Source organism: Coleofasciculus sp. D1-CHI-01 (assembly GCF_040218875.1).
Taxonomy (GTDB): Bacteria; Cyanobacteriota; Cyanobacteriia; order Cyanobacteriales; family Coleofasciculaceae; genus Coleofasciculus.
The window spans coordinates 1-16,787 of the sequence record NZ_JAVJQP010000099.1 but is presented as its reverse complement, the minus strand read 5'-3'; the positions used below and the strand labels follow the sequence as shown (position 1 = coordinate 16,787).

Sequence of the window (16,787 nt, the reverse complement as noted above, 5' to 3'; positions counted from 1 at the left end):
AATTTCTATCTTTAGTTTAAACGGGGACAGCGTTGGATTCGGACTTGCCATCGGCATGATCCGCCGCTTCCTGTAAGTAAATCTCGCGAATATCATCGGGTAAGTTTGCCTCTAATAGCTGATACCCTTGCTGGAGTTGGCGTCTAACTTGAGCGGGTGCGATCGCTTCGCCTTCGGCTTGTAAATAAGCGGCGATGCGGGTTTCACTCCACTTAAAGGTTAAAGCCATGATGATGATTAACCGCATGAGCGCAGGTAACTGCTCTAATGCTGCCTCCAGGTAACACCATAATGGGGGGGGTGCGGCTTGCAGGCTATAGTGAATAGACTCCACTGGGGGTAACTCCGCTTGATTGATGCAGACGGCTGTCATGTTAATCAGCCAGCTTTGGAAGGTATTAGACTCACTCGCCGCCTCTTTGATGAAATCCATTCCCCGCAATTCATAGAAAATATGACGCCAGGTGAGAGCAAAGAGATAGTCAGCTTGCACAGGCGATCGCGCCGAATGACGAATTAAGGTATAGACAATCGGACTATAGCGGCAAAAAATCGCCGTGAAATACTTTCCCTGTTCCGGATAGCGCTGAAACTGAGTTACCAGTTCGCGATCGCTGTAGTGAAACAGGGATTTGACTAGCGGATGGTTGGATTCAGAAAAATGTGGAATATGCACAGTCTTTAGGTTCTAGCTAGAATTCCGAATGCGCGGCGTTAACGCTCAAGCAGATGCCTCCCCAATGCAGGTGTTCTCCCTTTGGTTAAGGATTTAACGGTGAGTTGCTGACGCCTATCATCCTTAGTATGTATCTTGTACACCCCAAAGGATTAGCATAGCGCGTTGAGCTTAGCTAAAATTAGTAACATCTAGTAACATCTATAGGACATCAGATGGTATTCATCATAAACCTGTAACAGGACAACCGATTCGTCAAACTTAAATCAACTCAACATAGCTTGTCAGAATGATTCTATCAGTTGATATTATTGCCTTTCGACTACCGCTCCTGCCTTTGGGTGCTTTTTTACCGTCTCTGCCATTAGATAGCCTTTTTTCCACCCAAGGCATTATGGTTATGCTATTGGCAGCTTACGCGGTGGCGATGTGGATGTTTCTCACCAGTGCGCCAAAAGTACATACTGTTATGGTGTCTGATTTGGAGGTGGCACGGCAGTTTTACGAAGGCTTGCTGGAATTGTCCGCAGCGGAAGTTCCCTTACATTACTACTACAACTATGAGCAAACCCTAGGTGCAACTGGGATCGATCCCCTCTATCTATCCACCAATACCGGAACCACGAGTGCGACTCAACTCCAAGGAACCGAGGGACTTTGGTATCAGCTTAAAAAAAATACCCAACTCCATGTCATTTCCGGTGCCAGCTATGGGAATAAAAATCGACACCGCCATGTCTGCTTTGATCATGATTGCTTAGAACAAGTGTTGATGCGGGTACAAATGCGACGCCTCAAGTATAAGGTTCGCGCTCAAAAACCGTTTAATTTTTTAGTCAAGGATTTAGAGGGGCGCGTTATTGAAATGGCAGAAGTCTCGAATTAAGGCATGAGGATTATCGCTTAAGCGGTGAAACAATGAAATGGTTTTCATCAAATCCGTGACGATTAGTTTTACTATCGTCACTTTTTTTTTATTAAAGCCGCCGAGAAAACCGCATCCCCTTGTGGGTGCGGATGAAAGGCGGGGCAATCGGAGGTACGGAGATTGCCAAATCACTCTCGTTGCTTCTGGGTTTCAATATAGCGCTTGACCGCATCTTCTGAGATGTGACCAACACTGGTGTACCATCTTCCATCACTCCACATTCCAGACCCCCAAAACCTACGCTTATCAACTCATACAACAAAAATAAGGCACACAAGGAGCTGTATCACCTACTTAGGTTGCAGCATCCAAGTGTGCCTTCTGCTTTGTTACAGACTGTCAGGGATAACGCACTAGAGGCAATTAAAGCCACTAAATTTAAACGAGTCCCCTTGATGAAACCAACATCAGGCTTACGTTACGACAAGCGAACCATGACTTTAAGAGGTCAACAGTTAACACTTAGTTGTATTGTCTGCAAACACATCAAGCGGACGAATCGCAAAAAGTCTCGCTTCTGTTGTAAGAACTGCGGTCATCGAACTCACGCTGACCTTAATGCAGCTAGAAATGTCCGTGATGACTATATTCTCTCTTCTACCCAGAACGGGACGGAAGAGCAGGCGTCAGTCAATGCGCCATATGTTTCGGGCGAGATTACTCTCGCCTAGTTACAAGCCCCATCCCCTTGTGGGTGGGGTTGTTGACAGTTGGCATCTCTAGGATATCGGTCAAGAAACCGGGTTTCTTCGGGTGAAGACGAGAAACCCAGTTTATTATAAGGTACTTGTTGTCACAATTGTTGTCAAGAAGCGACATCGCGAAGGGTTAAGCCAGCTACAGGTCAATCTGGACAAAGGTTTCACTGTTTGTAAACAAATGTTACAAGGAATTTATTAAAAAATATTGCCATTGTCTTGAAAGAATTGCTAATGTATGCGTAATGAGTCGATTCTGGTAGAAGCTCATCTAGTCTATAGGAGGCTAATTGTATAAGCACTGCGTTTATCTTGACGGTCAGGTGGTTGGCTGATTTAGCGAATTACCAACCAGATATGTATCGGGACACTCGATCAACAACTCACGCTTCCACATTCACCGAGTTCCACTGGAGACATATCATGATCATGATTCACTCTTTGCAGTTACCGCATGACTGGAGATCATGTTCGACTCACGGGTCAGCTTTTCATAGAACCCGTTAATTTCAAAGATTTGATTACTGTTTCACCACCCGATCACTCGCCAATTCACTCAAAAAATGGCGAAGCGTGAAACAAGTCCTACTCTTCAAAGTTTTAGTGCAACGACAGAGATAATCCGACGTTTTGATTACTTATGTCTCACTTCATGCTGAGGCGGTTAGGAGGAGTTATGTACCCCTGAGCATGAATAATCGGAAAAAACCGAGTGAGACTCAACAAGAGTGAGGTTTTTGCCATGAATATTCAAGGAAAGACGGCTTTGGTTACCGGAGCATCGCGGGGAATTGGTCGCGCGATCGCCCTCGAACTTGCCAAACAAGGAGTTAAGCGCCTAGTCTTAGTCGCACGCGATCGCCAACGTTTAGAAGACGTGGCAACAGAGATTGAAAACTTAGGCGTCGAAGTCGCGATTTTGGCGTTAGATTTAACCCAACTAGTAGACGTCAATGTGGAAATTGCTCGCGCTTGGCGCACTTATGGACCCGTTCACATCTTGGTTAACTGTGCAGGCGTTGCCCATCAAACTCCATTTTTAAACGCGAAACTGCCGAAGATGCAGGAGGAGCTGGCAATTAACTTGATGGGATTATACACGATTACCCGTCTGCTTGCCAAACGAATGGCAGCTCAACGCCAAGGAATCATCATTAACGTCTCCAGTTTAATGGGCAAAGTCGCCGCGCCGACGATGGCGACGTATTCCGCCACCAAGTTTGCGATTTTAGGCTTCACCCAAGCGTTGCGGGGCGAACTGGCTCCCTATAATATCCGGGTGATTGCCTTGCTCCCCTCCCTGACGGATACTGATATGGTGCGGGGTTTACAGCTATTTCGCTGGGTTATGCCAATGACACCTGAACAAGTCGCCAAAGCCCTAGTCACAGGACTGCAAAAAGATTCATCGGAAATCTTGGTGGGATGGCAAAGTCATTTAGCTGTGTGGTGTAGTCGGATTGCGCCGTGGCTGATGGAGAAGGTATTAAAAATGGCAGCGCCTCTATCCCGCACAGGTACATTACCCCCTGTGGTTCCCAGTCATCATTGAGCCAAATTGGACAATTGTGGATAAGGCTTGGGAAGCAAGCCAGTAGGGGTTTGGGAACCAAATAGGGGCTTAGGAACCAAGCCCCTACTCAAAACTACGCCAGACTCCCACTAATACACCCTGTACCTCTACCTTTTCTGTTTCCACTTCTATGGGCGGATAATTAGAATTAGCAGGTTGCAGGGTGATCCTATCCTCTTGCCGATAAAAATGTTTTAATGTTGTACCGTATCCTTCGACTCTAGCAGCGACAATCTGACCATTTTTCAGTTGATCCGGTTCAGGAACGGGTTGCATAATCACTAAATCCCCTTCCCGAATCAAGGCTTCAATCATGCTATCCCCTGTAACCCGGAGGGCAAAATTACCGGGTTGGGTGAATAAACCAGATAAATCAATCCGATCCATGCCATCGATAAAGGGTTCAACCATACCCCCCGCCGCGATCGCACCCAGAACAGGTACTCCTGATGCCGTACTACTGAGAATCCGAATCGTCCGGGCTTTGCCTTCTGTCCAGTCAATGTATCCTTTATTGCGTAAATGTTCGAGCCGACTCTGAATCGGTGCAGGCGATCGCAGGTTCATCGCCCGCATCATTTGCCGGATTGAGGGTGCGTGTTGGGCGGTTTGAATATAATCAACCAGCCAATTATAGAGTTCTTTCTGGGCTTGGGTGAGGGGTTCCATAATCCTACAAATTACACTAGAGTTTGACGGTACAGGTCGCGGGTGCAGATGGCTTAACCATCGTTTTACCTCGTGGGATTCCGACCTCAACGAAGTAGGTCGGAGGGGGATAGAGGTCAAACCACGCCGCTCGATGCGGCAAGGTTTGACAACCCAACTGTTGATACCAGTCCGGTATTTCGTTGCAACAATTGGACTTTTTTGGTGGTAAACCTCCCTATTCGTTTCCATTTAGCGTCACTGACCGAGACTTGAGTTTTAGTGTCACCGGAAACGTAACCGTAGTAAGTGATACCCGCCTTTTCAGCTTTGACATAATCGCCCTTCCTCAACCCGTGACGGGTGAGGGTGCCACCATAATGCCGCCGTTTCCCTCCCTTGCCGGGAATCATTAAATGTAGCTGACGGCGGCAAATTGGAGAGCGACTAATCACTGCAAACTGACATGGTGTTACCGTAATAGACCCTAGGAAGGTACCACTTCTGCCTTTAATCTGGCGATACCGTATAAACCGGGAGGCGGCTAGGCAGATGCCGTCAACGGCATGGGCGGCGGGTGATTCCTCAGCTTTATTCTTAGACTTGGGTAAGCCTAGATACTTTCTTAGGTTTGAGGTGTGCCATCCCTCTTGGGTGTGGACGGTATAGCCTGCTTGTTCTAACTGCTCAATTTGCCAATACTGCCCGACCATTGCCGGACTAAAACCCTTGTCACCTCTAGCTTTAATCACCTCCACGAGGACATGAGTAAACGGGTAAATCTTTGATAACTCCTGGATCACCCGTAGTGCTAACTGCTTATTCGCCCGAATGCTGGGAGGTATTTTATGACCTTTGCGGTTATCGAATCGGCACTCGCGGTGGTTGCGTTGGTCATAAGGAACCTTCCGGTTAATCCGTCGCCCTCGCCGTCCTCGTCGCATCATCGCCCGCCCTTGCATCCGCTTGGTTACGGTTTTAAATGGTAGGTTCAGATGGGCAAGGAATAGGGTGACACTTTTTGACTGGACAGCAATCCCAGTAAACAGCTTTCCCGGATCAATTCCGGCTGCAATATCTTGGGTCTGTTCACCTGACGGTTCCTTGACTAACTGGACTTGAAAGACACCTAAGTCATTGCGTATAACCTTGACCTTGCCTGACTTTAACCACCGTCGAACACGGCTAGCTTTAGCTGGCATTAATGGTTTCCCTTTTGGTGATAAAACTGGAACACGAATCATGGATATAAGCCTCTCGTGTGAGTTATCAGTCCCCTCGACCACCACCAACAAAATGTCCTTTCTTCAAGCGCCTATAACAAGTAGGCTTACAGTTGATCCGAACTGGGGAAGCATTCGGAAGTGTGTATCAGTTGATGGCTAGTGGTCTATTCAACTCTTGCGTCACCAGACTTGTCTCTGGCAATCCCCACGCTCCACGTTAGTAGCGTGGGGTTGCTGAATTATTCAACTAAACGAATACTATTTACTATAAGCCATTAGTAGTACTAATGTCCTATCTGGGTTCAGTTAAATGAGTTTTGTGTAGGGGCGGGTTTCACGATTAACGGTTTTGACCTCACCCAGATGTAAGTAAACCCGCCCTGACTTAAACATAGGTTTTACCCCTGCGCTCCCTCATGGGGATTGGGCGAAGCATTCGCGTCGAAACTTGGGTTAAAAACCGATAGATATGGGCGCGAATGCTTCGCCCCTACGAATGTATTTCCTCCTGTACCCCCGCGCCCCTCTGCTGGCTTAATCCGCGCCTAACAGACTAGCGAGTAACGCTTTCTGGGCGTGCATCCGGTTTTCGGCTTGATCCCATATCCGCGATCGCGAACCTTCCATCACCTCGTCAGTAATCTCTTCGCCTCGGTGGGCGGGCAAACAGTGCAAAACGATCGCATCCTTTGCCGCTAAACTCAAAAGTTGTTCATTAACCTGGTACGGTAAAAAGACTGGAATTCGTGCATCGGCTGACGACTCCTGACCCATACTTGCCCAGACATCGGTATAAATCACATTAGCGCCTTTAACGGCTGAGGCAGGATCATCCGTAATCGTCACTTCACTGTTGACCGCCAGTTGTTTCGCTCGATCTACAATTAAACTATTCGGTTGGTAAGCTGATGGTGTGGCAACTCTGACATTCATCCCCATGAGGGCGCATCCTACCATGAGTGAGTGAGCCACATTATTACCATCTCCCAAGTACACTACCGTCGCACCCGCTAGTGAGCCGAAGCATTCTTGAATCGTCAACAAGTCTGCCAAGACCTGACAAGGGTGTTCTAAGTCAGTCAGGGCGTTGATAATCGGAATCTGAGCATACTCAGCAAAGGTTTCTAGTTCTTTTTGCTCGAAGGTGCGAATTGCCAGGATGTCCAGATACCGATCCAAGACCCGGGCTGTATCTACCACAGGTTCTCCCCTCCCCACCTGGGTGACATTGGGGTTCAAGTCAATCACTTGACCCCCCAGTTGGTACATTGCCACCGAAAAACTGACTCGGGTTCGGGTCGATGCCTTATAAAACAAAAGCCCTAACACCTTATTGCATCGCAGGTTAACCTGACCGGTTTTCAACTGGATAGCTAGATGCAACAGTTCGTGAATTTCATCCGCACTCAGGTCAGCTAAACCTAACACGTCTCGTCCTTGTAATACCGTCATGTTCCTTCTCCGATGACTCAGTGGATCGGCGCTTGCCAGAAAGCACGTTGGCTGAGGTAATCTCACCCAGCACCAATTTTTACCGATGTCAGTCTCCTACGGCTACCCAGGTTTTGGCAAGAAGCACCGTGCTAAAAATTTAGCAGATTTTTATCGGATCAGTTTAATTTTGAGGCGGATGATGTAGAATAATAGTTTTTTTTCGGAAGCGTTGAGAACCGATCGCCAATACCAACTCTCGATCCCCTGTAGATTCTGTGAGTTGGCATTGACTTGATTAAATCGATGCATTTAACCCTCCTAAACTCTAAACCTTATGAAACGCTCCGTCATCCTTCTCTGTGTCGTTGCCATTATTAGTACCAATCTTGGTTTTTTCTATCTGGCATCTGGGTATCTTACTGAAGAATTCTATCCCACTCAGAAACTCCTCTGGCTGGTTTTGAGCTTAGTGAGTCTGAGTTTAATTTTGGCACTCCCGATCGCTTTAGGATTGATTAAGGCTTTTTCTACTGTGCAAGATGATGCCGAAAACCCTCGGTTTGGTGAGGTTCCCACCTCGCTCCCGTTTCCGGATAACCCCAACAGTAAACAATCGGGCGATCGCATCTCCTCAATCATCGCTGCCCAATTCGCCACGAACCAAGCCTTAACCACCAATAAAGATACCAACCCCCCCATTCTCAACCAGCCCGTTAACCAAGAGCCACCCTTTCGCGATCGCCTCCATGAAATCGCTGACGATTTGTCTGATCAAGACCTTGATTTTCTTTCACAGGAGTCAAATGCTAACCCTTCTGCATTGATGGCAAATGTTAAGCCGGTTGTCAATTTTACCGATACCCTTTTCGATTCCTTCAGCTTAAAGCCCAATCCTCCTCAACCTCTCAATCCGTCAGTCGATCTACGCTCCATCACTCAAGACGTGTTAGAGCTTTGTCAACCCTTAATCCGGCAAAAAAATTTACAATTACGCAACTCCATCGCTGCCGATTTCCCCCAATTTAAGGCTGATGCCGATCAATTGCAGCAAATCTTGTATAACTTAATCATTGACATGATTAAGTTTACCGAACAAGGCGCGATCGAGGTTTCAGCCACGATTACCCCTGATCAATTAGAACTGACTATCGCTGATATCGGCATCACTATTCCGGCAGAGCAATTACTAGAGAATGCCTATAGTGCCACCATCCAACAGTACAGCAGTACCGCTGTAGGATTGATCTTAACCCGACGTTTAGTCGAACTCAATGGCGGTCAACTCCGGGTTGAATCAATCGGCAACCAGGGTTCACGTTTTATTTTGACGCTACCCATTTATGACAATCAACCAACCCGATTAGCCGCCTCTGGTAAAAACTCTCTCTCTCTAGTAAAACCCACCAATAAAATAGCTGCCAAATTTAAACTATCTCCTGTTTTTAGCCAATCATTCAAGATTTTAATTGTAGATAATAAATCTGTCAATTGGCAACCCCTGCTCAAGCTATTTTTGTCTTCTCCCAATTACGACGTCAAACGGGTATCTAATGGCAATCAAGCTTTAGCGGAAATCGAAAAAGGCTTTCAGCCGGACTTACTGATTGTGGATGCCGTAATTCCTCCCATGGATGGCTATGAACTTTGTCAAAAAATTCGCACTTTTTTCTCAGCCAGTGAATTGCCAATTATTCTCGTTGACGATAAAGAAAACCAACCGGATTGGCAAAAAATAGGGAACTACCGGATCAATGATTATTGGACGAAGCCGATTAACCCCAATGAGATGATTGCTCGAATTAATCCTTATCTGAAACTGAACCAGATCAATGCCAACTGCGACCGCTTCATCCCGCCTAAATTACTACAGATCTTAGGGTATACCAACCTCGGTGAGGCTCAATTAGGGGATTGCGTTCAACGAGATATGACGATTATGTTTGCCGATATTCGGTCATTTACTACTCTATCTGAGAAAATGTCGCCCCAGGAAAATTTTGATTTCATCAACAATTATTTTAAGAAAGTTGTTCCCACCATCCGTCAGCACAATGGTTTTGTGGATAAGTACATCGGGGATGCAATCATGGCAGTCTTTCCCGAAAAAGCTGAAGAAGCATTAGACGCGGCGATTGAAATGCAAAAACAGATCGCTATCTATAACGGTAAGCAGGAAGAAAACGGAACCCTACCGATTTCAGTGGGTATGGGACTCCATAATGGTAGTCTGATGTTAGGTACCATTGGAGAAGAACAACGGATGGAGGCAACAGTCATTTCTGATGCCGTGAATCTGGCATCTCGCTTGGAAGGATTGACGAAGATTTTTGGCGCGTCGATTATCTTTAGTGAAAAGTTTTTGCTGAGTCTGGATAATCCGTTAAGCTATAATTACCGATTTTTAGGTAAAGTTCCGGTCAAAGGAAGGAAAAAAGCCGTCTCTGTCTTTGAAGCCTTTGATGGTGAACCCCTGACGTCGGTTAACCTGAAAATTAAGCATCGAGGCAAGTTTGAGTTGGGTATTCATCTTTTTTATAGCCGAAAATTTGCCGAAGGATATAAAATATTTAAAACAATTTGTCAAGAAAATAATCAGGATAAAACGGCTCTTTTCTACATGAAGCGTTGCCGCAAGTTCCACAAGCTATGGAGGTGGGGGCAATGGGATGATTTTAATAGCAAGAGATATCAATTTTAGAAGGAAGCTGGGGGAGCTGGGGGAGCTGGGGGAGCAGGGGGAGCAGGGGGAGCTGGGGGAGCAGGGGGAGCTGGGGGAGCTGGGGGAGCTGGGGGAGCAGGGGGAAGTTAACTCAAAATTATATTTTACCTGTTCCCTGTTGCCTGTTGCCTAACAAATAACAAACGACAAATGACAAATGACAAATAACAAATGACAAATAACAAATGACAAATTTAAAATTAGGACTTGCCTTAGTGAATCTGGGATTATCGGTTGCACCTGTGGTGATGGCGACTCCGGTTCAGAGTGCGACGAAAATTTATATTCCCTATGGTCCGTTAGAATTTTCTCTGCCCATTGAGGCACTGGAAATTTACGCCACCGAGGGTAAAATTGAGCCGGAATTGGCGTTTTATGCCAGTTATGTGGAACCGCAACAGTTAGAACGGTTGCGGCAGGTTTTAGTTACCCCCGTCGATGTGAGTCCAGTCGCGATCGCACAGTTTCTTTATTCGCCTCAAGGGGAAGCCATCTTGGAACGGTTGGGGGAAGTTATTCAAACCAAAGCTGGTCAAGAGGGATTTTATGCGATTCGCGCTGCATTAATCAAAGCGGCGGCTAAACCGGAGGGGCTAACCTTATTAAATGTACTGCGGGAGTTTCCCACCTATGGGATACGGATTAACTCTGCCCGGAGTTTTGAGATTATTGAAGAACTATCTCGGTTAAGTCGGCAAACTCAACAAGCGATCGCAGGGGTGAATCAGGAGGCGATGGCGGAAGTTCAAGCCCAGATCGAGTCCCTGTTTCCCCAAATGCTACCCGACTTGTCCGAATTACCTGACTTGCGAGAACCGGGACCCGTTGCTTATTCTCAACAAACCCTGACATTGAGTGATCCCAGTCGCGGACGCCGATTTCCGATGAATTTGTATTTACCGTCGTCTGATACAGCTAGGGATGGGTTAACTCCCCTAATTGTAATTTCCCACGGACTCGGTTCTGATCGGATGACGTTTGAATATTTAGCCGAACATTTAGCGTCTTATGGGTTTGCTGTAGCCCTACCGGAACATCCTGGTAGTAATGCCGAACAATTACAAGCACTGAGTCGAGGACTAGCTAGTGAGGTGACACCGCCGTCAGAATTAATTGACCGTCCCTTGGATATTACCTTTTTGCTAGATCAACTGGAACAGTCCTATGCAGGAGAGTTAGATCTGGATAATGTTGGCGTATTGGGTCAATCCTTTGGCGGTTACACAACCTTGGCGCTGACGGGTGCTGAACTTAATTTTGAGCGATTACAGCAAGTTTGTGGTGATTCAGAGGATTCTTTGAATGTATCGCTGCTGCTGCAATGTCGCGCATTAGAGTTACCTGTGGCGGACTATGACTTTCGTGATCGACGGATTCAAGCCGCGATCGCGATTAACCCCGTGGGTAGTGCTATCTTTGGCAAATCGGAATTTGCTCAAATTCAAATCCCCCTGATGCTGATTTCGGGAAGTAATGATACTGTCGCACCCGCCCTTCCGGAACAGATTCAACCCTTTACCTGGCTAACCACACCGAACAAGTATCTGGTATTGCAGAATAAAGGCACTCACTTTTCTAACCTCGGTATCTCGACAACGGCGGTAGAATTGCCGCCAGAAGTGATGGGTCCTGATCCCGCGATCGGTCGTGCTTATACCCAAGCGTTGAGTGTTGCCTTTTTTCAAGTCTATATCGCGGGTCAATCCGAATACCAGCGTTACCTCAATGCAGCTTATGCACAATTCCTCAGCCAAGACCCCATGCCGTTGAGTTTAGTGGAATCTTTAACCCAAAATCAGCTTTCTGAACAGACGGATGAACCGCAAAACTCCTCACCCTCACCACAGGCACCGTTTTTGATTCCGCTTCCGTAAACTTATGTTTCAGATTTTTGTAGTTTTTAAACAAATGTAAAAGACTCTATCAAGGGGTTGCTTATCTCAGAGAACGTGCTAAATTGAATATAAAGCTAAATAACTTCTGGTGACAGATAAAACAGCTTAGTCTACAAATGTTGAATGAAGTTAGGAGGAAGAAAAAACCTGTCTCATTTAATATCTGTCTCATCAGAAGATAGCAACAAACACCATAACAACAGCAACATTCATCGAGAACGTTGATATTTCCTCAAATAGAATCTAGGAAGCTGTGTAACTGAATAATTGATTTATCAGTACCACTTCAAGTTTCATTGCCCAAAGGAGGAAGTCACTCAATCAGTATTGCTTGAATGTTGTTGTTTGTTTTGAACACTGATTGCACGGATTTTGTCGAACTGGTAGGGGTGGGGTGGGAGAGGTTAGTCGCACTGATTTCACAGAGGTGTTGGTGGTGAGGGGGCAAAGGATGATTAAATTGTCGAGGAGATGGTTTAGTTGTCTGTGACATCTGTGTCATCCACTATTGAGTCTTCTTTTAAATGTCATTGCCATCTGTGTAATCTGTGTTGACGAATGCAAGGATTTTTGAATTTAAACAAATCAGCTGGATTCACGTCTCATGACTGTGTAGCAAAAGTGCGGCGTTTGCTGCGCCTGAAGCGAGTTGGGCATGGGGGAACCTTAGATCCAATGGCTACGGGGGTTTTGCCGATCGCACTGGGTAGAGCGACCCGATTGTTACAGTATATGACCTCAGAGAAGGCATATCGGGCGACGATTCGGTTGGGAGTGAAGACAACAACCGATGATTTAGAGGGAGATATTGTGGCGACGGCTTCTGCTTCTGGGTTAACGCTGGAGACAATTGTGCCTTTCCTGCACCAGTTTCAGGGAAAAATTGAGCAAATTCCCCCGATGTACAGTGCGGTTCAGGTTCAGGGAAAACGGCTGTATGAGTTAGCGCGGGCGGGTAAAACGGCGGAAATTCCCAGGCGACAGGTTGAAGTGTATCAGATCGAGGTATTAGAGTGGCGTCCGGGGGAATTGGCAGAATTGGATGTGGCGATTGCCTGTGGTGCGGGAACCTATATTCGCTCCATTGCTCGTGATTTGGGAGAGGTTCTCAATACTGGTGGAACGTTAGCGTCTCTGATTCGTACCCAAAGCAGTGGATTTACGTTAGAGAATAGCTTGAGTTTAGAGGAATTGGCAGCACAGGTACAAGCCGAAACCTTTACTCCAATTCCACCCGAAGCCGCGTTAGAGCATTTAGCCAAGGTGACGTTATCGCCAGATAATGCTCGTCGTTGGTGCCAGGGTCAGCGTATAAAGGTAGAGGGTAGGGAGCAGCAGATAGAAGGAGATGATAACGGTATCGATAAACAGAATATCAATCAAGATACTTCGACTGATTCTGTTGCTAATATCCGGCGAGTTTACCATGAAGATGGGACATTTCTGGGTATTACTCAGGTGATTGAATTAGAAGGTGAGATAGGGTTTGCCCCTAAGATGGTTCTGGTGTAAGCAACCCAAGTTAGATACCCATTCCCTATTCCCTATTCCCTAAATTAGTAATGGGCAAGCTTTTCCAGGTCATCAGTTTTCACAAATCATTTAGACTCACATCGGTTTAATTCAGATGGACAAGAAACCGGATCGCGGGAATCTGCGATCACAGTATTGACTAAGTTTTTTTGTCTTGACTGAGTTAATTCAGGCATGACATAATATATAGTTAAAATTATGGACAATATTCAAGTATGACTACTCTCAACCAGACGAATCCATCTGACCCGTCTGAGGCAGGAGAAACAGGTTCACCCTTATCGAGGTTGCCGATTCCCTGGCTCAAGATTGGACAATACCTGTTCCTGGCTGCATTGATTTGTACAAGTATCATTAGCTTGGTTGTTGAGAACAAAGCAATTCTTGTTATCTGGATAGCTGTTTTTGTCTCATTTTTGGTGTTTCTTGTCTTGCTCGATAGACAGCTAGCTCAAGCAGCAAGTCGTCAAATGCAGCTTGAAGTTGCCAAACGAGCGGAAATTTATCAATATCTCGTTGATGAACAGCAACAACCGGGCAGCAATCCGATCACGGTAGCCAGAGAAAATGCTTTGCAGTATTGCCAAGAACTGATTGAGGACTATAAAAAAAGCCGCCAGACGTCCCGGAATATCTACTATACATTCCAAATGGCAACGATTGTCTTTTCCGGGATTACTCCAATTTTGGTGTTGGTTGATAAGTTAGATATTGGTGTGGTTTGGTTTAAGTGGTTACCGGTTATCTTTCCTGCGGTCGCTTCTATTGTTGCCAGTGTGGTAACGTCATTTCCTTTTCAAGAAAATTGGATTTCGGCAAATACGGCAGTTGAATTGTTAGAAGCAGAACGAGAAAAATTTATCTTGGGAGTGACTCAGGCGTATCGGTGCTATGATATAGCTGATGAATCTCAACGTAAGAAAAAGCTGAAACAGGCAATTGAGAATTTTATTAATCAGGTGAATACGATCCATCTGAAGCAGGTGCAAGAAGCCTCAAAAACTCTGCAACAGCAAGAGGAAAAAGAAACCTATAAATCAGCGGAATAAAACAGGTAAACTGCCCAGATTTCCAACTCATAAGCCAAATCGGTGGATTAGAGGCTTGACGGATAGCATTAATCCTGATCGTGACAGCCGATTTACAGCAGTTTTCAAGTTAGTAGACTACAGACGATGATTGCGCCCAAAAGCAAGTCGATGGGATTTTGTATTCCATAAACGTGAAAAGCGCTGTAAATCTGGCAATAAACGAGGACAACGAACGGAATTGACGATGGGGAATAACGGGGGGAAGTTGGCCCGTTTTACTTTGGTCATTGACGGCGGCGGCGATAAAAACCCAGAGAGTTGAGTTAGCTAAGAAAGCGATTGAAACGGCGGAAGAATACTTACTGGATGATGAGTGGCCCGAATATTATGATGGAGACATGGGTGAAACCATTGGTCGAGAGGCGCGGCTGTATCAAACGTGGACAATTGCAGGGTATTTAGTCGCTAACTATCTGATTCAAAATCCGGAGCATTTGAATTTAATGAGTTTTAATGATAATCCCCAAGTTGGGATTAGGGCGGGTTTCGTTGTTTGGTTTGAGGTGGGTTTCCTGATTTAATTCCTAAACCCGCCCCTACATCTTTACGCCAACTTGCTAGTTTGTAGTTGCGCTTCAGCGCCATCAACGCTGGTATTACCCACTACAAATCCTTAAGTTAGTGACATCCAGTTTAAGGTTCAGTGTATTCACAAAAAGTATTCAGTCCAATTTTGACAATATACAAGACAATAATTGTTGCGATCGCAGGATCAATGGGTAATCCCTGTGATCATTTTGATTCTATATCATACCTCAATCGATACTCACATTAAATAATGTAGTATCTTCACGGGTACTCCAATAATCCTTACCGTGGCTCTGCCTCAGTTGCTCGTCTAACGATTGAATCACCTGATTCAAAGACATTTGTTTGTAATAGCGGAAATTCTCGATAAATATTTTGTCATCTAAACTGAGTTGACTATAGCTTTGATCTAATAAAGCGTAATATCTGGCGGTAGCAGCTTGGAGTAATTGTTGGTAGGTATCTTCAGGCATAAGTCTAGAGGGGTAGACAAACTAATAGTGAAAGGTTAACACTGAGTCAGGGCGGGTTTTGCACAAACGTTACCATCAATAGCTAAAAGCAAGTCCCTAAACCATTGGTGTCAACTTAAGGTCGAAAACCAATGCTGGTAAGGTTTTCAGCTATGTCTATCTACGGCTCAAAATTTCCCCCTCATCCCCTAACCCCGGCGTGGGAGAGGGGCTGGGGGTGAGGGGTTGAGCTTAAGTTGACACGGATGATCCCTAAACCCGCCCCTACAAAAATCTTCCCTCTATGCTGAGGTATTATTCATGAAACTCAACATTCTGACTATTCTCTTACTTCTAACGCCCTTTTGGTCAGCCACTCCTCTAAACGCGGAAAATCCTGACCATCTGAAACAGTTACAAGACACGGGCGAATGTTCTACCTGTGACTTAACCAATGCCGATTTGAGTAATACTAACCTGAGTCAAAGTATCTTGACTTATGCCGACTTGAGTCAAGCCAACCTTACCCAAGCGACTCTCAGTGATGCTAATCTCAAATATGCTGACCTGATTAATGCTAACCTCAGCAACGCTGACTTAAAAAATGCTGATCTAACTCGCGCCTTTCTCGGTGGTGCAGATCTCACGGCTGCGGATCTCAGAGAAGCTAACTTCAAAGCGGCTAACCTAAGTAATGCTATTCTCATTGGTGCTAACTTAACCCAAACGCTGTTAAGTTTAGCCAACTTGAGTGAAGCCAATTTGTCTCAATCGATTCTTACTCTAGCGGAACTCAGAGGCGCTGATCTCAGACGTGCCAATCTAGATAAAGCTAGACTCAATGGTGCTAATCTGAAAGCCGCTAATCTTAGAGAAGCGAACCTGAGTAATGCCAGACTTAATAACGCGAATTTAAATGGTGCTTACCTCAGAGGTGCTGATTTAAGGAATAGCTTCTTAACCAACGCTGATTTGCGCGAAGCGAACCTCTGGGAGGTTGACCTGAGTCGTGCTAATTTACAAGATGCTGATTTAACTGGTGCAGTATTTTGTAATACTACGCTACCCGATCGAACAATTTCTAACCGCGATTGTCCCTAACTTGCCAATTTTCGGTTGATTGAATCGATCTTCATCAAAGCTTCACATAACTGGGATTGTCTTTTACACAAACTTTACAAGCATATTGCAACGACTAGAGTATATTTATCCCACACTCCGCACTTCAAAATGTAACATAACCTGTTACAGGAACGTCTCCGAGAACACTAAGCATAAATACTCACTTTACTGAGGGTTGATACATTGAGATAATTAGTCAGTTACCTGTGACTATTTAAAAGAGAGATTAACCTTGTCTAAATCAACAATGATAGAAGTCAAAAA

15 protein-coding genes and 1 pseudogene are annotated in these 16,787 nt (G+C 45.5%); 9 read left to right on the top strand and 7 right to left on the bottom strand.

Annotation, left to right across the window (positions count from 1 at the left end; genetic code table 11):
* Window positions 1-16 precede the first annotated feature (16 nt).
* A complete protein-coding gene (locus RIB93_RS18340; protein ID WP_446374288.1) occupies window positions 17-676 on the bottom strand; it encodes an RNA polymerase sigma factor in 660 nt (219 codons plus the stop codon).
* A gap of 289 nt (window positions 677-965) precedes the next feature.
* Between RIB93_RS18340 and RIB93_RS18335 the strand changes: the two genes are divergently transcribed.
* Window positions 966-1,562 carry a glyoxalase-like domain protein gene (locus RIB93_RS18335; RefSeq protein WP_446374286.1) on the top strand — a complete coding sequence of 199 codons (597 nt, stop codon included), beginning with the start codon at window positions 966-968 and terminating at the stop codon, window positions 1,560-1,562.
* 170 nt (window positions 1,563-1,732) lie between these two features.
* On the opposite strand, the pseudogene RIB93_RS18330 reads toward RIB93_RS18335, so the two are convergent.
* Window positions 1,733-1,837: pseudogene (locus RIB93_RS18330) on the bottom strand (IS200/IS605 family transposase); the annotation flags it as partial.
* Between the two features lie 162 nt (window positions 1,838-1,999).
* On the opposite strand from RIB93_RS18330, the gene RIB93_RS18325 reads away from it, so the two are divergent.
* Both RIB93_RS18325 and RIB93_RS18320 read left to right on the top strand, forming a co-directional pair.
* The gene (locus RIB93_RS18325; protein WP_446374322.1) at window positions 2,000-2,275 is read left to right on the top strand and encodes a zinc ribbon domain-containing protein; all 276 of its coding nucleotides are present in this window, start codon (window positions 2,000-2,002) and stop codon (window positions 2,273-2,275) included.
* 769 nt (window positions 2,276-3,044) lie between these two features.
* Entirely contained in the window at window positions 3,045-3,854 is an 810-nt protein-coding gene (locus tag RIB93_RS18320) for an SDR family NAD(P)-dependent oxidoreductase (RefSeq protein WP_446374320.1), read from the top strand.
* An 84-nt stretch (window positions 3,855-3,938) separates the two neighbouring features.
* Here the strand turns inward: RIB93_RS18320 and lexA are convergent, their stop codons facing one another.
* The 4 genes from lexA to RIB93_RS18300 form a co-directional block, all read right to left on the bottom strand.
* Window positions 3,939-4,544, bottom strand: a complete 606-nt coding sequence (gene lexA / locus RIB93_RS18315; protein WP_446374284.1) for a transcriptional repressor LexA — start codon at window positions 4,542-4,544, stop codon at window positions 3,939-3,941.
* 116 nt (window positions 4,545-4,660) lie between these two features.
* Entirely contained in the window at window positions 4,661-5,725 is a 1,065-nt protein-coding gene (locus RIB93_RS18310; protein WP_446374282.1) for an RRXRR domain-containing protein, read from the bottom strand.
* 558 nt (window positions 5,726-6,283) lie between these two features.
* On the bottom strand, window positions 6,284-7,201 hold the full coding sequence (gene argF / locus RIB93_RS18305) for an ornithine carbamoyltransferase (protein ID WP_446374280.1): 918 nt from the start codon (window positions 7,199-7,201) through the stop codon (window positions 6,284-6,286).
* 150 nt (window positions 7,202-7,351) lie between these two features.
* The gene (locus RIB93_RS18300; protein ID WP_446374278.1) at window positions 7,352-7,492 is read right to left on the bottom strand and encodes a hypothetical protein; all 141 of its coding nucleotides are present in this window, start codon (window positions 7,490-7,492) and stop codon (window positions 7,352-7,354) included.
* A 25-nt stretch (window positions 7,493-7,517) separates the two neighbouring features.
* Here RIB93_RS18300 and RIB93_RS18295 point away from each other — a divergent pair, with 25 nt between their 5' ends.
* The 5 genes from RIB93_RS18295 to RIB93_RS18275 all read left to right on the top strand — a co-directional run bounded on the left by RIB93_RS18295 (window position 7,518) and on the right by RIB93_RS18275 (window position 14,942).
* On the top strand, window positions 7,518-9,881 hold the full coding sequence (locus RIB93_RS18295; protein ID WP_446374276.1) for an adenylate/guanylate cyclase domain-containing protein: 2,364 nt from the start codon (window positions 7,518-7,520) through the stop codon (window positions 9,879-9,881).
* Window positions 9,882-10,087: 206 nt separating this feature from the next.
* Window positions 10,088-11,776, top strand: a complete 1,689-nt coding sequence (locus tag RIB93_RS18290; RefSeq protein WP_446374274.1) for an alpha/beta hydrolase — start codon at window positions 10,088-10,090, stop codon at window positions 11,774-11,776.
* A 579-nt stretch (window positions 11,777-12,355) separates the two neighbouring features.
* The gene (gene truB, locus RIB93_RS18285; RefSeq protein ID WP_446374272.1) at window positions 12,356-13,309 is read left to right on the top strand and encodes a tRNA pseudouridine(55) synthase TruB; all 954 of its coding nucleotides are present in this window, start codon (window positions 12,356-12,358) and stop codon (window positions 13,307-13,309) included.
* Window positions 13,310-13,545: 236 nt separating this feature from the next.
* Complete coding sequence (locus tag RIB93_RS18280) at window positions 13,546-14,379, top strand: DUF4231 domain-containing protein (RefSeq protein ID WP_446374270.1); 834 nt, start codon at window positions 13,546-13,548, stop codon at window positions 14,377-14,379.
* Between the two features lie 233 nt (window positions 14,380-14,612).
* Window positions 14,613-14,942: a glycoside hydrolase 100 family protein gene (locus RIB93_RS18275; RefSeq protein WP_446374318.1), complete on the top strand. Its 330-nt coding sequence runs from the start codon at window positions 14,613-14,615 to the stop codon at window positions 14,940-14,942.
* 234 nt (window positions 14,943-15,176) lie between these two features.
* Here the strand turns inward: RIB93_RS18275 and RIB93_RS18270 are convergent, their stop codons facing one another.
* Window positions 15,177-15,422 carry a hypothetical protein gene (locus RIB93_RS18270; protein ID WP_446374268.1) on the bottom strand — a complete coding sequence of 82 codons (246 nt, stop codon included), beginning with the start codon at window positions 15,420-15,422 and terminating at the stop codon, window positions 15,177-15,179.
* A gap of 300 nt (window positions 15,423-15,722) precedes the next feature.
* Between RIB93_RS18270 and RIB93_RS18265 the strand changes: the two genes are divergently transcribed.
* On the top strand, window positions 15,723-16,502 hold the full coding sequence (locus RIB93_RS18265) for a pentapeptide repeat-containing protein (RefSeq protein WP_446374266.1): 780 nt from the start codon (window positions 15,723-15,725) through the stop codon (window positions 16,500-16,502).
* Window positions 16,503-16,787 lie beyond the last annotated feature (285 nt).